This is a genomic window from Sporosarcina ureae (assembly GCF_002109325.1).
In the GTDB taxonomy this organism is placed as follows: Bacteria; Bacillota; Bacilli; order Bacillales_A; family Planococcaceae; genus Sporosarcina; species Sporosarcina ureae_C.
The window spans coordinates 2,060,946-2,076,895 of sequence record NZ_CP015348.1; the positions used below are offsets into that span (position 1 = coordinate 2,060,946).

A 15,950-nucleotide genomic window follows, 5' to 3' on the forward strand; every position below is an offset into this window, starting at 1 on the left:
ATTTTAGTAAATGGAGAATACCTTTGAAAGATATCAAGGATTTTATAGCTAATCAAAATACACATAACTGTATAGACCTTATAGAGGTATCTGAAAAGCTTGGCTATAAGTCAACTACAACAGCAAATAGATTAGTTAAAAATAATCAATTTCCAAATGCATTTAAGGTTGGAAAAAAGATTTGGATACCAATAACTGATTTTGAAAGAATACAGTGGAAATTTCAAAAAAAAGAAAGCGTTAAAAAAGCGATAAAACCAGCACCAGAACCAATACAAATACCTTTTAAATTTAAAATTAATACCCATGGCTATATTGATGTATCTGAAACGGAAAAAGTATTTAAATTAAGCAAAAAAAAAGTGATTAACATCATTAATAAGGGTGGATTTATCAATTATTTTAAACATAATAATAAGTGGTTGATATTGAAAGTAGAAATTGAAAATTTGAAAAAAGAAATACAGGAAAACGAAAAAAAGAAATTCAATACACTATCAACTATGGAAACTGCTCATAGAATAAATGTGAATAGATCAGTTATTACTCAAAATCTGAAAAATAAATTTCCAAATGCATTTAAGATAGATAATTACTGGCGCATTCCTTTAAGAGATATTGAGAAGTACGAAGAAAAAACGGTATTTACCGATGCTTCAGAGTACACTATTCAAACAGCACTTGCTGAGTTAAACACAGGCTTAAATTCTTTATATGTTAAAGAGAAATCAAGAGAAACTAATAGACTATATCTAAAATTCTGTACTTTACAAATGAATAACTGTAAAGGTTCGATGCGATATGTGAAAAGTCGAGTTCTAATGTATTTAAGACTATATGAAAAAATAGCTAGTCTCATAGAGGAAGAAATCTTTCACGCCTCACCTGATATGATTTCATCTTTACTTGATAAAAATTCAATTTTGACATCGCATGAAAAAAAGAATTTAACTGTTTTTTTAAGATATACTTACCGACAAAAAAACATTGAACCTAAGGAAGAATTTAGCTATCTAACTAATACCGATAAAATAAGTAGCAAAGAAATTTATTCGCCTGAATTGTTTCATGAAATTTATAAATATGTAAATGATATAAAAAATCATTCTTCACCTGCTATAAAAGATTATAGTTATGCGAATATGTGGGCATATACTATATTATTATTAACAGACTTTATTAGAGGTCAAGATTTAATAGTAAATACGCCTAATCTGGATTTAGATAATCTGGGAATCTGCTCATTAAATTGGTTTGAAGAAAACGAATTATCAGAAGAACAGGCGCAGACTATCATAAATCAATTATATACTCATTTCCGTTATAAGAGAGCAAATAAAAATGGAGAGTTATTAAGTAAGCGTCAAAAAATGAACACGTTGTTTCATATAAAAGAAAATGCCCCAAAGAATCGATTAAAGATTCTTCGGGGCATTTTCTATTTCTTTGACTGGATATAACAATTCTTTGGTAAGGTCTTCGACCAAGGCATCAAGTCTTCAAACTCCTCGATTTTTTCAAGATTACGTTGAGGAAGTTCTTCGAAAAGGAACTGCAGGTAGAAGAAGGGGTTTATGCCATTCTCTTTTGCGGTCTCTACGAGACTATAGGCGATTGCACTTGAAGTAGCACCTCTTGTGGAAACTGCAAAAAGCCAGTTTTTTCTACCGATTACGAAAGGTTTTATTGATCGCTCTGCTCGATTATTGTCGATCTCGATACGACCATCTTTCATAAATGTTATCAGTTTAGGCCATTGTTTAAGCGTATAGGAGATGGCAGTCCCAGTTGCAGTCTTCGGAGCGACTTTTTCTTTTTGTTCTTTTAGCCATACCAAAAAATCATCCAGCACAGGCTGACTGTCGTATTTCCTTATTTCAAGTCGTTCTTCAGGCATTTTATCTTTCGTCTTGCGTTCAATTGCGAACAATCGGTTGCAGAAATCGAGTCCCTTTTTAGCGACCGTCGTTCGACCTGCACCAGCTGGCGCACCTTTTAATGCCTTGAGTGCCTCATCGAATTTACGGCGAGCATGGGCCCAGCAGCCAGCGAGCTCCACATTTTGAATAGACTCGTAGGCTGCATAGCCATCCACATGGAGATAACCCTGGTAGCCTTTTAAAAAATTTTGCGGATTCTCTTTGGCACGACTTGCTTGATAATCAAAGAGTACGATCGGTGTCTTAGAGTCTCTACCTGTCCGATAAAGCCACATATAGGATTTTGATTCCGCCCTTTTCCCTGGTTCGTCGAGAACTTGCAGGACAGTTTCGTCCGCATGGAGAACCTTTTCCTCACGAAGACGACGATAGAGTTCATCATAGAACGGCTTGAGCCATCGCGTCGTACTCGAAAGCATCCAGTTCGATAGCGTCTGTCGATTCAATGGAATGCCCATCCGTTCGAGTTGTTTCTCTTGTCGATAAAGAGGAAGCCCATCAGCAAACTTCTGCGTCATCACGTATGCAATGGCAGATGGAGACGCTAATCCCTTCGGGATCACCGGGTTCGGCATCTCAGCTTTCTTAATAGGTGTTTTGATCGCATGTTCTTCACAATGACGGCAACTGTAGATATGCTGTACATGTTCGACAACTGTTACTTGCGCCGGGATGATCTTCAGTTCTTTGCGTATCTGTGTGCTCATCTCGTGCATGGAATGATCGCATTCTAAACAGACCTTCTCCGAATCAGAGAGGTCATAGTGAATCGTCTCGACCGGCAGGTCTTTCAACTTATCTGCACGTCCGATTCTCTTCTTGCGTGTATAGTTTATCGTCTCAAGCGTAGGCTCTACAAGAAGGATCGCTGAAGAAACTTCTGCCTCATTGAACAACGGTAATTCAAACTGGTCCTTGTTCGTCTTCTCACTAGAAGTTCCGAAGCGTTTCTGTTGGAGTAGAGTGAACTGTTGCTTGTACCATTCCATCTGAGCCTCAAGCTTTTTCTTCTCTTGCTCGAGTTGTTCGTTCTTCTTCTCGAGCTCTTCAATTGTAAGTTGGGTTTTCTTGTCTGGTTTTCTCATAGGAACAATAATAGCATAAAATTATTCCAAGGAGTAGACTCAAATTACTTTTTTCGCCGAGACTGAAGGGTGTGCGTCACGTTGGTTCAACGGTAACCCATCCAGGAGCCAGTTCAACTGTCGGCTCGAAATGGAAAGTGGTTGAACAGACTCAAGATCCGGCCAATCGAACAGCCCTTTCTCGAGTCTTCGGTAATAGAGCCAGAATCCATTGTGATCCCAGAATAGAATCTTGAGTTTATCTCTCTTCCGATTACAGAAGACAAAAAGTGCTTTGGAGAAAGGATCAAGTTGGAACAGCTCTTGGACAATGACAGCTAGTCCGTCAATCGACTTCCGAAGATCTGTCGGACCAGCAGCCAGATAGACGCGCCCAACGGCGCGATCATTCATCATATCTGACGTAGCGTCCGGATCACTTGAAGTAACAGAGTTTCATCATAGCCACTTGTCACCTCGATATCCACATGATTTACTTTCAAGGAAATCGAGTTCTCTATCGATTCTTCCACTACACAGGAGACCCAACTGGTCTCCTGACGTGCGGTATGATTAACTGGTGACTGCTTCCTTAGCCAATACTTCATATTGTGCACGGCAACCTCTGCAGTTTCACACCATTCAGAAAGCGCTAGTCCACTGTTTTGATATTCATCGATCTTCGCAGACCAGTATGCTTCTTTCTCTTTTCTTTTCAAATAAATACCTCCCAAAATGTGTTCTATGGGAGGAGTATCTCACGAATCTTCTTCTATTAATATGTGTTCACTATTTGACGCTTACGTTATTAACGTTTATTGTTGCTCCAGACTTGATACTATCCTTAGCTACAGCGCTAGTCGTTTCTGAACTACATCGTGTAAATGAAGGAAGTGAAATGCTTTTAAGTACGTTTATAGAAGGTCGTTATAATGCTGTTAAAACTAGTGGGAAAGTGCGACATCACATATTTTTCAATGAAATGAAAACATTTGAAAAGTTTAAATTCAGTTCACTTGTCATGAATCGCTCAGTTGCTACATACCTATTCTATTCTGTAACAGAAGAAGATGGAGAAGATAGTGACTTAGCACTGCATCTAACAAAGGTAGCTAGATCACACAAGAGTTCAGATACAACTAGTCAATATATTCAAGCAACCAATCGTGACGGCTCTATTAATAGAGTGTCATACAATCTTTTTAAACGCGGTCATTTTGGATGGCTATATAATTATTTGATTTTATATGTTTCACAATTCCAAAATAGAGAAGATACTTTGGAGCAACGAACTAATTTAATTGAAGAATTAAAGAGTGAGATATCTCCAGCTAGATTAGAGAATGTGGCAATGTTCGCTAATAACTACTTAATCTCATTTCCATCAAAAGATTACAATGCAAATATGGAAACTACAATAAAAAATATTTATTCAAAAAGACAATCGGTTATCTCTAAGCTTAAAGAGTATTCAAAAGATGAAATTAAAGAGATTATATTAAAATTAGCAAATGGAGAAATGACATCAAAAAGTGAGCATGCGCAGTGCTTGGTCCATCCTATTTGTCAAAATAAAGAGCTTTTAAACTGCTATTCATGTGAGTATGTAATACCAGGAAACTTAATGCTTATCCAATTAAATGAAGAGATAATTCGATTAATCGAAAATATTGATAGCATGGAAAATGAAGTGATTTTAAAAAGAGATTCAATGCTCTTGATGCATGCTTTATTCATATGGAAAGAGGCACGTATTCAGTTTGGAAATGACAAAGTTAATGCGTATATTAATACTAAAAAAACATGGCTTAGAATTGAAAGCATATCTCATAAACTGTTAATGGATTAGTTGGGAGAAGATTTAGAAGTGGAAATACGAGTGACACTTGACTCTACAAAAAAAGATACAGTAATAGAAAGAAAACAAAATGTGAAATTCGATACTTTTAATTCGAAAAAATATAAAGAAATGTTTGATCAGCTTGTAAGGGATAATCATATAATTGGTCATTACAATCAAAAATCCTGGAAATTACCATGTGTGATATCAGATTACCCTATTATAATTTCATTTGATATTGAGAATTCTTATAAATTAAATGAAGCTTTAAAAGCTTATTCTATAGTTCGCATATTGTCAGGTAGGACCGCATTTACAGTTTATAATGAGCTCACCTTACTAAAAAGAGTGATTTTAGAAAGTAATGGTTTTAAATCACTTGATAAATTAGAAGGATTTTTAGAACTGCAACTTCAAACATATCAATCTCAAGGATATAGAATGTCTGCTGATACAAAGAGGTTTATTTCTTTTTATCAACCTAACAATTGTGCGAAAATAATCGATATCTGTAATCAGTATCTAACTTATAAGGAAGCTGTTAGAGTACTACCCAATTTTGATGATATTATGACTTTTGATGATATTGTAAATGATTATTTTAAAAATCATCCAATTGAAGAAACTTTGGAATACATGCCTATAATGATGTGGTGGTTATTGACAAATGTTTTACCAATGCGTCCAACTGAGTTTTTAATGCTAGAGAAAGATTGCTTAGATTATACTAATAACTCTGCTTCTGCATATAGAATTAAAATTCCTAGAATTAAAAACAAATCTAGCTCTCCAGGAATTAATCAGCGAATGGATTTTATTGAAATTGATGAAAAAGCATATATTATAATAAAAAGTGCTATAAACTCTTTAAATACAATCGATTCTAACTCTAAATACTTATTTCCAGTAGAGTTACTATGGAGGTACCGCAAAATAACATTGCCAAAGAAAAATGAAAGGATTAATAGATATGACTTTGATTTAATGAGAAAGCACTTTTATGAAAATATTGTTGAAGGCCTTTATGGTATTTATGATTTAGAAAGAATAAGGTTAGGAGACACACGCCACTTCGCAATCATTAACATGGCTTTACAAGGCTTTAATATGCTTTCAATCGCAAGAATGGCTGGTCATGAAGCGATACGCAGTCAGTATAGCTATTACTCGCATGCAGAGCATTTTGCACAGTCTTATGTTTATCGTTTAGCTCAGAAAAAAGTAGAATATAAAGTTGCTGACGAAATGAGTAGTGGCCTCTTTGGATGGAAAAGATATATTTATGATAAGGGAAAGTTAACTGATGTAAAAGAATCAGAAAACATTGTAGGGCTTGTGAAATATGGATACTGCACCGAAGAAAAAAGTATTTTCCCTCAAACTTGTGTAGAATATTGTGAGTTTTGTTCTAAGTATGCATTTAATCCAAGTATCAATGAGCAAAGAGAAGCAATTGATTGGTTATCTAAAACCTCAATAAATATTGAAGAAAGAATCCGCACAACCATTGAATTAATGAAAGATTTATCGACAAATCTTGCTAAAACATACATCCAGTCAAATGATGAGTTATTAAAATCTTCATCTCAAAAATTAATGACATACATGGATATGAAAGCAACGATTGATTCAAAAATATTGAAAGATAGTGCCTTTAATAAGGAGTACAAATAACGGAAGCATTACTGAGTATGCAGTGTATATAGAATTCAGCAGCGATTTATGAATTATGGAGGTCGATGTGTTTGGCTAAGGATAATAAGACTCAAAGGAAAGGTAGACCTAAAGAGTGGACCGATAAAGAGTTAAAACAATTAGCTTTAGATATTAAATTTAAACTTAATGGAAAAAAGTTAACTCCTTCTCTCCTCGAAAAGGAAACTAAAGTAGGGCGTAATACATGGACGCGTCGAATGAAAGATTATATAGATGAGTTGAATGCTCCAGTAGTTTCAAGTGTTTCATTAGATGGTAGGAATGAAGCTATACTCCCAAGTATCGATCTAATCTTTGAAAAGTATGGTAATGATAAGATATCCTTGAAAAATGAATTGCTCAACCTTGAAATTTTACTATATGACTTATACAAGCAATTAAAAGATTATAAAGAAAAAGAAGAACATTTTGAAAGTGGTTTAGCAGTAATTCAAGAATTAAAAGATGATTTGAAAAAACAAAGAAAGCGTGCCCTACACTACGAGCAGCTTTATAATAATATTGTCGTTTCAAGTGTGTTCTCTCACTTGCAAGGAGAAAAGCGCTCACAAGTTAATGAGCTAAACCTAAAAGAAAAGCTTATTAACATGGAAGATTCTATAGATAATAGCACAAAGTTAGAAAATTTGTCATCATATTTTCCGGATATAAAAGATGTAACTAACGAGAGTGAAAATCAAAATCAAAATATGCAAAAGTTATTAAATAAATTTGATGTCTGAATATGAATATCGAAAAATTGTAATTAAGAACTAAACACAAGTATTATTAATAATGACTTCGCTGATTCATTTCATAAGCAAGTTAGGTTTATAAATAGGAGGACATTATAATGGTTAAAGATCTAACAAGTTCAAACACAGCCAGACAAAATATTATAAACAATGAATTTGCAATAAGCGAAATAGAACAAAGTATGGGAATAAAAGGTGTCTCATTTGAAGGAAAGATAATGTTTACCAAAGAAATGCTGGCAATTTTTTATGATGTTGATAATAGAACTATTGAACGTTATGTGGCTAGTCATTCAGAAGAATTGAAGAACAATGGTTATGAGTTATTAAGGGGAAAGAGATTGAAAAACTTTATGAGTGCGTATAGTAAAGATTTTGGTACCGACATTCATGTCGGTACCAAAACAACGGTCCTTGGTGTATTCGATTTTAGAACACTTTTAAATGTGGGTATGCTATTAGTTGAGAGTGAAAATGCAAGGGTCTTAAGACAGACGATTTTAGATATAGTAATAGATACTATCAATTCAAAGACCGGAGGGTCTACAAAGTATATAAACCAGCGTGATAGAGATTTTTTAGGCGCTTTTTTACAAGAAGAAAATTATCGAAGAGAGTTTACCGACGCATTAAATGATTGTGTTGATATGAATCAATACAAATATGCCCTTTACACTGATAAAATATATACAAGTATTTTTAAAGAAAACGCAAAAGAATATAGAGAAATTTTAAAGTTAAAAAGTAAAGATCGAGTAAGAGATACATTTTATTCTGAGATACTAGATTTAGTGGCATCATATGAGTGTGGATTAGCAGAAAAAATTCGTAAAGAGTTTGATAATAAAGGTGCGTTGCTTACAAATTGGGAAGTTGATAAAATCTTTAAAGATTTTGAGCAACAATCTCATTGGATACCTCTAATTACAAGTGGACGGAATAAAATGGCGAGTAGAGACTTAGCTTTAAGGGATGCATTCCATCAACAACTTGAAGAATATGTAAAACCGTTACCGAAGGATGAATACAATAGATTTTTAGGTACAGAGGCTTTGGAAATAGAAAAGTTGATGCAGGAAAATAAAGATGTCTTAAAAAGATTAAAGGAGCGATAAGAAATGCGTTCCATAGCTTATATTTCTTTAGAAGATGCTCTTTATGTACACACTCGAACAGTGGTTAATAGTGGAGGAGGTATGGATCAATGTATAGATTCTAATAGATTGGATAGCATACTAACACACATTCAAAATGATGATTACTATCCCAATATTGAAGATAAATTAGCGCATTTATTTTTTTGTGTTTGTAAATTCCATTGTTTTGCAGATGGAAATAAAAGACTAGCTATAACACTGTCCACTCAATTTTTATTGATAAATGGATACATGTATATAGCTAAAGACTTTATAGGTAAAACTGAGAATATTAGTTTTCATGTGGCAGCAGGTAATATTAATAAAGAATTATTACACGAGATATTTTCCTTAATGTTAATAGGAGAATATGATAATAATGAAGAAATAAAGATAAAACTGTATGAAGCGATTCGGGTCTAGTAATAAGAATACGAACTTTTAAAATCACAAGCTTAAGCCCATCCTCAATACTATTGAAGATGGACTTGGGCTTTTTTTTACATTCTAATTCTTTAATCTATTGTAAGCGTCAAATAGTGAACACATATTAATAGAAGAAGATTCGTGAGATACTCCTCCCATAGAACACATTTTGGGAGGTATTTATTTGAAAAGAAAAGAGAAAGAAGCATACTGGTCTGCGAAGATCGATGAATATCAAAACAGTGGACTAGCGCTTTCTGAATGGTGTGAAACTGCAGAGGTTGCCGTGCACAATATGAAGTATTGGCTAAGGAAGCAGTCACCAGTTAATCATACCGCACGTCAGGAGACCAGTTGGGTCTCCTGTGTAGTGGAAGAATCGATAGAGAACTCGATTTCCTTGAAAGTAAATCATGTGGATATCGAGGTGACAAGTGGCTATGATGAAACTCTGTTACTTCAAGTGATCCGGACGCTACGTCAGATATGATGAATGATCGCGCCGTTGGGCGCGTCTATCTGGCTGCTGGTCCGACAGATCTTCGGAAGTCGATTGACGGACTAGCTGTCATTGTCCAAGAGCTGTTCCAACTTGATCCTTTCTCCAAAGCACTTTTTGTCTTCTGTAATCGGAAGAGAGATAAACTCAAGATTCTATTCTGGGATCACAATGGATTCTGGCTCTATTACCGAAGACTCGAGAAAGGGCTGTTCGATTGGCCGGATCTTGAGTCTGTTCAACCACTTTCCATTTCGAGCCGACAGTTGAACTGGCTCCTGGATGGGTTACCGTTGAACCAACGTGACGCACACCCTTCAGTCTCGGCGAAAAAAGTAATTTGAGTCTACTCCTTGGAATAATTTTATGCTATTATTGTTCCTATGAGAAAACCAGACAAGAAAACCCAACTTACAATTGAAGAGCTCGAGAAGAAGAACGAACAACTCGAGCAAGAGAAGAAAAAGCTTGAGGCTCAGATGGAATGGTACAAGCAACAGTTCACTCTACTCCAACAGAAACGCTTCGGAACTTCTAGTGAGAAGACGAACAAGGACCAGTTTGAATTACCGTTGTTCAATGAGGCAGAAGTTTCTTCAGCGATCCTTCTTGTAGAGCCTACGCTTGAGACGATAAACTATACACGCAAGAAGAGAATCGGACGTGCAGATAAGTTGAAAGACCTGCCGGTCGAGATGATTCACTATGACCTCTCTGATTCGGAGAAGGTCTGTTTAGAATGCGATCATTCCATGCACGAGATGAGCACACAGATACGCAAAGAACTGAAGATCATCCCGGCGCAAGTAACAGTTGTCGAACATGTACAGCATATCTACAGTTGCCGTCATTGTGAAGAACATGCGATCAAAACACCTATTAAGAAAGCTGAGATGCCGAACCCGGTGATCCCGAAGGGATTAGCGTCTCCATCTGCCATTGCATACGTGATGACGCAGAAGTTTGCTGATGGGCTTCCTCTTTATCGACAAGAGAAACAACTCGAACGGATGGGCATTCCATTGAATCGACAGACGTTATCGAACTGGATGCTTTCGAGTACGACGCGATGGCTCAAGCCGTTCTATGATGAACTCTATCGTCGTCTTCGTGAGGAAAAGGTTCTCCATGCGGACGAAACTGTCCTGCAAGTTCTCGACGAACCAGGGAAAAGGGCGGAATCAAAATCCTATATGTGGCTTTATCGGACAGGTAGAGACTCTAAGACACCGATCGTACTCTTTGATTATCAAGCAAGTCGTGCCAAAGAGAATCCGCAAAAGTTTTTAAAAGGCTACCAGGGTTATCTCCATGTGGATGGCTATGCAGCCTACGAGTCTATTCAAAATGTGGAGCTCGCTGGCTGCTGGGCCCATGCTCGCCGTAAATTCGATGAGGCACTCAAGGCATTAAAAGGTGCGCCAGCTGGTGCAGGTCGAACGACGGTCGCTAAAAAGGGACTCGATTTCTGCAACCGATTGTTCGCAATTGAACGCAAGACGAAAGATAAAATGCCTGAAGAACGACTTGAAATAAGGAAAAACGACAGTCAGCCTGTGCTGGATGATTTTTTGGTATGGCTAAAAGAACAAAAAGAAATTGTCGCTCCGAAGACTGCAACTGGGACTGCCATCTCCTATACGCTTAAACAATGGCCTAAACTGATAACATTTATGAAAGATGGTCGTATCGAGATCGACAATAATCGAGCAGAGCGATCAATAAAACCTTTCGTAATCGGTAGAAAAAACTGGCTTTTTGCAGTTTCCACAAGAGGTGCTACTTCAAGTGCAATCGCCTATAGTCTCGTAGAGACCGCAAAAGAGAATGGCATAAACCCCTTCTTCTACCTGCAGTTCCTTTTCGAAGAACTTCCTCAACGTAATCTTGAAAAAATCGAGGAGTTTGAAGACTTGATGCCTTGGTCGAAGACCTTACCAAAGAATTGTTATATCCAGTCAAAGAAATAGAAAATGCCCCGAAGAATCTTTAATCGATTCTTTGGGGCATTTTCTTTTATATGAAACAACGTGTTCATTTTTTGACGCTTACAATCTATTTACGTAGTTACTTTATATACTTGTCGTGTATGTTACTTTCATAATTCTTTACTAAGATTTTCCCCATATTAAATAACTGCTTCCAATCTTCATCAATAACTATTTCATTTATCAAATCTAATTTTCCCAGAGCTTGATAAACATCTTTAAGATCTACTATCTCTTCATTGCAATTCTTATCAGCAATAGTAGAAAATAACGTTGTGAATTTCTTGAATTCATTGTCAAATAAATTGCTCTTTACTAATATGAAGTTATCTTCGTCTCCCTTAGAGATAAGTGGAACTTCGATATCTATTACTTTTCGTAAGTAATAGAAGACAGAATCGAGTTCAGGAGACTTTTTAAGTACTATTATAGAATAAAGTGAAAACTCGGTAGTATCAAAGAAGTAAAGAGAACGATACAATACATATATTTCTTCTACTTCTTTTAAAATCTCTTTAGTGATAATGTTCTGCATTTCTTTTCTGTTGTTTAAGTACTCTTTCAACTGGCTAGGTAAATCCATATTAGCAATGATTGTTGAAAAGTCCTTCACCAGTCTCCCCTCTTCCATAATTAGATTAATAATAAATTTATTATAGCATATATATACGTTGTGCAGACTATAGTCCGTGGACTGAATGTCACATTTCTTTAAGTATTAAAAGAAAAGGAATGTGGTGTGGTTCATGGAAATTGAAGTGGCTTTTGGAAGTGTATTGAAGAATTTTAGAATTGAAAAATCATTATCTCAAGAAGCACTTGCTCATCTATGCGAATTAGATAGAACATATATTAGTCTTATGGAAAGAGGAAAAAGAAATCCAACTTTGAATACTGTTTTTGCATTAGCAAAAGGGCTAGATGTTTTACCGAGTGCTCTTGTAATAGCAACTCAAGAAGTATTAAGTTAAGTAAAATAGAGTATCTGTCTAATTAAATTATAATATATTATTATAGTTAGGAATTTCAGATGACATATAGTATGTTAGAATTTTATTATCGGAAAATTAATAATAGTATATAGATGTTCTATTCTATTTTGCTGCTAGTTATATATCATACTGAAATAGAAATAGAAATAGAAATAGAAATAGAAATAGAAATAGAAATAGAAATAGGAGAGATGAGATCTTGCAGAACTATATATTTAACCGCAAATATATAAAAGAAAATCTTGCTCGTTGGAATACTGCTAATATCGATAAGTTCAGTGAAAAACATAAAATAATAAAAAATTGGAATTACTCTCTTACTCAAAGTAATTTAACTAAGACAAAAGAGGTATCCATTCAAGGAGATTTTCTGTCTCAAATATTCACAGAAGTACTTGGTTATAATGGGCGTATAGGGAAGAAAATATGGAATATTCAGGCTGAAAAAACAACTGAAGTGGATGGAACTGTTGCTGACGGTTCTTTAGGATTTTATTCTGACACTATTAGTGATACTAGAGTTGTCATTGAACTCAAAGACGCAAGGACTGATTTAGATACAAAGCAAAAAAGGAGTAATAGTCAATCTCCTGTTGAACAAGCTTTTTCATATCAATATAAGCATCGTAATTGTAAGTGGGTCATTGTTTCTAATTTCAAAGAAATAAGACTATACAATTCCTCAACTATGACTGAATATGAGCAGTTTTTAATAGAAGACTTAGCAGCTGATGAAGATGAATTTATAAAATTTTATCACCTTTTAAGCTTTGAAAATTTAATAAATCGCGATGGATCTTCTTTCGTAGATGAGTTACACGCGAAAAATGAAATTGAAGAACTTAACATATCAGAGGCGTTTTACAAAGAGTATAAAATTGCTAGACAAAGACTTTATCAACATCTTGTAGATGAAAATAAAGAGATCAATGAAATCACCCTCTTAGAAAAGACACAAAAGATATTAGATAGATTTATTTTTATATGTTTTTGTGAAGACAACAAATTGTTGCCAACTAATGTTTTTAGACAGTTAGTACAAACAGCAAAATCGTCTTACGAGTTCAGTGATCAGAGAATATGGAGTCAGTTAAAAGGTCTGTTCTCATCTATCGACAAAGGTAACCAACCAATGAATATCAATCGTTTTAATGGTGGATTATTTAAGGAAGACGATGTTCTAGATAGATTAATTATTAAAGACACTATTTTCTATTTATTCGAAAAAATTACTGATTATGATTTTGACTCAGAACTGGATGTAAATCTACTAGGTCATATTTTCGAACAATCTATAGCAGATATTGAAGAACTAAAAGCTGAAATACGTGGTGAGGATTTTGATAAAACTAAGAGTAAACAAAAAAAGGAAGGCGTATTTTATACCCCTCCATTCGTAACCCAGTTTATTGTAAGAAGAACTATTGGGGAATGGTTTGAACAAAAGCGTATCGATCTTGGAGAAAATGAATTAATAGAGTTGACTGAAGAAGATTTCCGAAAACAAGCAGAGAAAAATAAAAATAAAAGAATTAAAAAGAAAACCAATCTAGAGAAACACGTCGACTTCTATGTCAGATTGCAAGAAGCAATACGAGAAATAAAAATTTTAGATCCAGCTTGTGGGTCTGGAGCATTTTTAAATGCTGCGTTTGACTATTTACATCAAGTAGGTACTGAAGTTAGTAGTAAAATTGAAGAACTAACAAGAATACCCGATCTATTTGCTTTAGATAAGCACATTTTGAAATATAATTTATACGGTGTGGATTTAAACAAAGAAAGTATTGAGATTACAAAATTATCTCTGTGGTTAAAAACGGCTAATAAACGTGATCCTTTAACATCTCTAGATGAAAATATCCTTTGTGGAAATTCGGTTGTTAATGATTCCGACTACGACGCTAATCCATTTGATTGGCAATCTTCATTTAAAGATGTATTTGATAATGGAGGATTTGATATCGTAATAGGAAATCCTCCTTATGTAAGACAAGAGTTAATTGTCGGTATTAAAAAACATCTAAGTAAGGAGTTTAAAGAGACATACCATGGTAGGGCCGACTTATACGTATATTTCTTTGAAAAGGCTTTTCAAGTATTAAAACCTGGTGGCAAAATGGGCTATATATGTTCATCGAAATATACGACAACAACTTATGGATATCCATTAAAATCTTATCTCTTAGAAAATGCTAGAATTCGTTATTTTATGGATTTTGATGATCTTGACGTGTTTAAAGGTATTATTGCATACCCTTCAATCTTTATTGCAGATAAGGAAAAAGGATTTAAAGACCATGAAATCAAGTACTGTCACTTCGAGGAGTTAGATATTGCTTTAGATTCTTACTTTGAAAAGAACTGGAGACCGTATCAACAATCAGACATGGTACCAGATACGTGGAATTTCTTGGAGAGTAACATATACGCATTAAATGAAAAGCTTCTTACTAAGTATGACACCTTGGGAAATATTCTTGGAAAACCAAATGCCGGAATAAAAACTGGAAGAAATCCTGCATATATATTATCTAATCAGCAGGCAAAAGAATTGATAGAAAAAGACGAGGTAAATAAAGAGATTATAAAACCTTATATGAATGGAAAGGATGTCAAACCTTATCAAGCAGCTCCAAAACATTCAATTATATTTCCATATGTAGAGAATAAAGAAAAAGGCGAACTCGAACTTGTTAATATAGAGGATTATCCTTTAGTTGAACAACACCTTGCTCAGTTTAAAGAAAAACTAGAGGCAAGAGCGATTATTAAAGACGGTTTAGAAAGTGGTATGAAGATGTGGTACGAATACCAGCAAATGAACAAATCTTTTTCGTTCGACAAAGTTTATATAACTTATCCTGACATTGCTAACCGCAGTTCCTTTGCTTTGACGAAAGGAGCTGTCTTAGATATGACATTATTTTGGATAGAAACCAAAGAACCTTATCGAGAGTTAGCTATTTTAAACTCATCAATATTTAATTTTCTATTTAATTTAGTCTCAACAGATGCAAAGGGTGGGTACAAACGATTCAAGAATACTTTTATGACGAGGATACCATATATAAACGTCGGAACAGATCAAAGTCTTGGCCGACTAGTTAAAGACAGTATGAAGCATTCTATATTAGAATCGAGATTCCAAGATAGTGTATTGTCATTTGTTACAGAGAAATTTGGAATACAAAATGTAAATGAAAAAATGGAGAAGTGGTTCTCAATTCCGTCCCAAGAGTTTGTAAAAGAGCTGAACAAACAAAAAATCAAACTATCACAAAATGATGAGTTTTATCTTTTTGAATTATTTGAAACAAAAAAAGCTGAACTTAATAAGATACAAGAGGATGGGGAGCTATTGCATAGTGAAATTAATAAAGAAGTAGTAAAACTGTATGGTCTTACTGAAGAGGAGAAGAGCTTTATAGTTCTTTAAAATTCTCTGATTATTAAAGGTAATGTATTTGATGATAATCAACAAGAATTATCATTTCATAACTTCTGGATAAATCTAAAAAGATTTCAGAAATGAAGACGTTATACCTTAAATATAAGTTAGATCAATCATTTATAAAGTCTTTTTACTACAATTAGATTATCTTAAGTAGGAGA

The 15,950-nt window shown here is 34.6% G+C and carries 15 protein-coding genes; 11 read left to right on the forward strand and 4 right to left on the reverse strand.

All coding sequences use genetic code 11. The annotated features are described in order from the left end of the window. Window positions 1-23 precede the first annotated feature (23 nt). Window positions 24-1,460, forward strand: coding sequence for a helix-turn-helix domain-containing protein (locus tag SporoP32a_RS10265; RefSeq protein ID WP_085427793.1), 1,437 nt, complete (start codon window positions 24-26; stop codon window positions 1,458-1,460). Here SporoP32a_RS10265 and tnpC (SporoP32a_RS10270) read toward each other — a convergent pair. From tnpC (SporoP32a_RS10270) to tnpA (SporoP32a_RS10280), 3 genes are read right to left on the reverse strand one after another with little or no spacing between them, the layout of a single operon-like run. Continuing rightward, entirely contained in the window at window positions 1,439-3,025 is a 1,587-nt protein-coding gene (gene tnpC / locus SporoP32a_RS10270) for an IS66 family transposase (RefSeq protein ID WP_085426924.1), read from the reverse strand. The two genes, SporoP32a_RS10265 and tnpC (SporoP32a_RS10270), sit on opposite strands and share 22 nt — an antisense overlap. Window positions 3,026-3,064: 39 nt before the next feature. Beyond that, on the reverse strand, window positions 3,065-3,421 hold the full coding sequence (gene tnpB, locus SporoP32a_RS10275) for an IS66 family insertion sequence element accessory protein TnpB (RefSeq protein WP_085426923.1): 357 nt from the start codon (window positions 3,419-3,421) through the stop codon (window positions 3,065-3,067). Further along, complete coding sequence (tnpA, locus tag SporoP32a_RS10280; RefSeq protein WP_085426922.1) at window positions 3,418-3,723, reverse strand: IS66 family insertion sequence element accessory protein TnpA; 306 nt, start codon at window positions 3,721-3,723, stop codon at window positions 3,418-3,420. Before tnpA (SporoP32a_RS10280) ends, tnpB (SporoP32a_RS10275) begins: the two co-directional genes overlap by 4 nt. Window positions 3,724-3,797: 74 nt before the next feature. On the opposite strand from tnpA (SporoP32a_RS10280), the gene SporoP32a_RS10285 reads away from it, so the two are divergent. From SporoP32a_RS10285 to tnpC (SporoP32a_RS10320), 8 genes are all read left to right on the forward strand, one after another. Continuing rightward, window positions 3,798-4,853 (forward strand): hypothetical protein, encoded by a 1,056-nt coding sequence (locus SporoP32a_RS10285; RefSeq protein WP_085427794.1) that lies wholly within the window; start codon window positions 3,798-3,800, stop codon window positions 4,851-4,853. 18 nt (window positions 4,854-4,871) lie between these two features. Beyond that, the gene (locus SporoP32a_RS10290) at window positions 4,872-6,518 is read left to right on the forward strand and encodes a tyrosine-type recombinase/integrase (protein ID WP_085427795.1); all 1,647 of its coding nucleotides are present in this window, start codon (window positions 4,872-4,874) and stop codon (window positions 6,516-6,518) included. Window positions 6,519-6,589: 71 nt separating this feature from the next. Continuing rightward, window positions 6,590-7,282 (forward strand): hypothetical protein, encoded by a 693-nt coding sequence (locus SporoP32a_RS10295; RefSeq protein ID WP_085427796.1) that lies wholly within the window; start codon window positions 6,590-6,592, stop codon window positions 7,280-7,282. 110 nt (window positions 7,283-7,392) lie between these two features. Then, the gene (locus SporoP32a_RS10300; protein ID WP_085427797.1) at window positions 7,393-8,409 is read left to right on the forward strand and encodes a DNA-binding protein; all 1,017 of its coding nucleotides are present in this window, start codon (window positions 7,393-7,395) and stop codon (window positions 8,407-8,409) included. A gap of 3 nt (window positions 8,410-8,412) precedes the next feature. Further along, the gene (locus SporoP32a_RS10305) at window positions 8,413-8,853 is read left to right on the forward strand and encodes a type II toxin-antitoxin system death-on-curing family toxin (protein WP_085427798.1); all 441 of its coding nucleotides are present in this window, start codon (window positions 8,413-8,415) and stop codon (window positions 8,851-8,853) included. Between the two features lie 187 nt (window positions 8,854-9,040). Then, the gene (gene tnpA / locus SporoP32a_RS10310; protein WP_085426922.1) at window positions 9,041-9,346 is read left to right on the forward strand and encodes an IS66 family insertion sequence element accessory protein TnpA; all 306 of its coding nucleotides are present in this window, start codon (window positions 9,041-9,043) and stop codon (window positions 9,344-9,346) included. Then, window positions 9,343-9,699: an IS66 family insertion sequence element accessory protein TnpB gene (gene tnpB / locus SporoP32a_RS10315; RefSeq protein ID WP_085426923.1), complete on the forward strand. Its 357-nt coding sequence runs from the start codon at window positions 9,343-9,345 to the stop codon at window positions 9,697-9,699. Before tnpA (SporoP32a_RS10310) ends, tnpB (SporoP32a_RS10315) begins: the two co-directional genes overlap by 4 nt. Window positions 9,700-9,738: 39 nt before the next feature. Beyond that, window positions 9,739-11,325 carry an IS66 family transposase gene (gene tnpC, locus SporoP32a_RS10320; protein WP_085427799.1) on the forward strand — a complete coding sequence of 529 codons (1,587 nt, stop codon included), beginning with the start codon at window positions 9,739-9,741 and terminating at the stop codon, window positions 11,323-11,325. Window positions 11,326-11,422: 97 nt separating this feature from the next. Here the strand turns inward: tnpC (SporoP32a_RS10320) and SporoP32a_RS10325 are convergent, their stop codons facing one another. Beyond that, window positions 11,423-11,956: a hypothetical protein gene (locus tag SporoP32a_RS10325; protein WP_085427800.1), complete on the reverse strand. Its 534-nt coding sequence runs from the start codon at window positions 11,954-11,956 to the stop codon at window positions 11,423-11,425. A gap of 133 nt (window positions 11,957-12,089) precedes the next feature. Between SporoP32a_RS10325 and SporoP32a_RS10330 the strand changes: the two genes are divergently transcribed. Both SporoP32a_RS10330 and SporoP32a_RS10335 read left to right on the forward strand, forming a co-directional pair. Continuing rightward, entirely contained in the window at window positions 12,090-12,314 is a 225-nt protein-coding gene (locus SporoP32a_RS10330) for a helix-turn-helix domain-containing protein (protein WP_085427801.1), read from the forward strand. Window positions 12,315-12,534: 220 nt separating this feature from the next. Further along, a complete protein-coding gene (locus tag SporoP32a_RS10335) occupies window positions 12,535-15,774 on the forward strand; it encodes an Eco57I restriction-modification methylase domain-containing protein (protein WP_085427802.1) in 3,240 nt (1,079 codons plus the stop codon). The last annotated feature ends 176 nt before the right edge of the window (window positions 15,775-15,950 follow it).

Coding starts and splice junctions, on each gene's coding strand:
- SporoP32a_RS10305 (WP_085427798.1), top strand. CDS start 8,413: ATGCGTTCCATAGCTTATATTTCTTTAGAAGATGCTCTTTATGTACAC.
- tnpC (WP_085426924.1), bottom strand. CDS start 3,025: ATGAGAAAACCAGACAAGAAAACCCAACTTACAATTGAAGAGCTCGAG.
- SporoP32a_RS10330 (WP_085427801.1), top strand. CDS start 12,090: ATGGAAATTGAAGTGGCTTTTGGAAGTGTATTGAAGAATTTTAGAATT.
- tnpC (WP_085427799.1), top strand. CDS start 9,739: ATGAGAAAACCAGACAAGAAAACCCAACTTACAATTGAAGAGCTCGAG.
- SporoP32a_RS10300 (WP_085427797.1), top strand. CDS start 7,393: ATGGTTAAAGATCTAACAAGTTCAAACACAGCCAGACAAAATATTATA.
- tnpB (WP_085426923.1), top strand. CDS start 9,343: ATGATGAATGATCGCGCCGTTGGGCGCGTCTATCTGGCTGCTGGTCCG.
- tnpB (WP_085426923.1), bottom strand. CDS start 3,421: ATGATGAATGATCGCGCCGTTGGGCGCGTCTATCTGGCTGCTGGTCCG.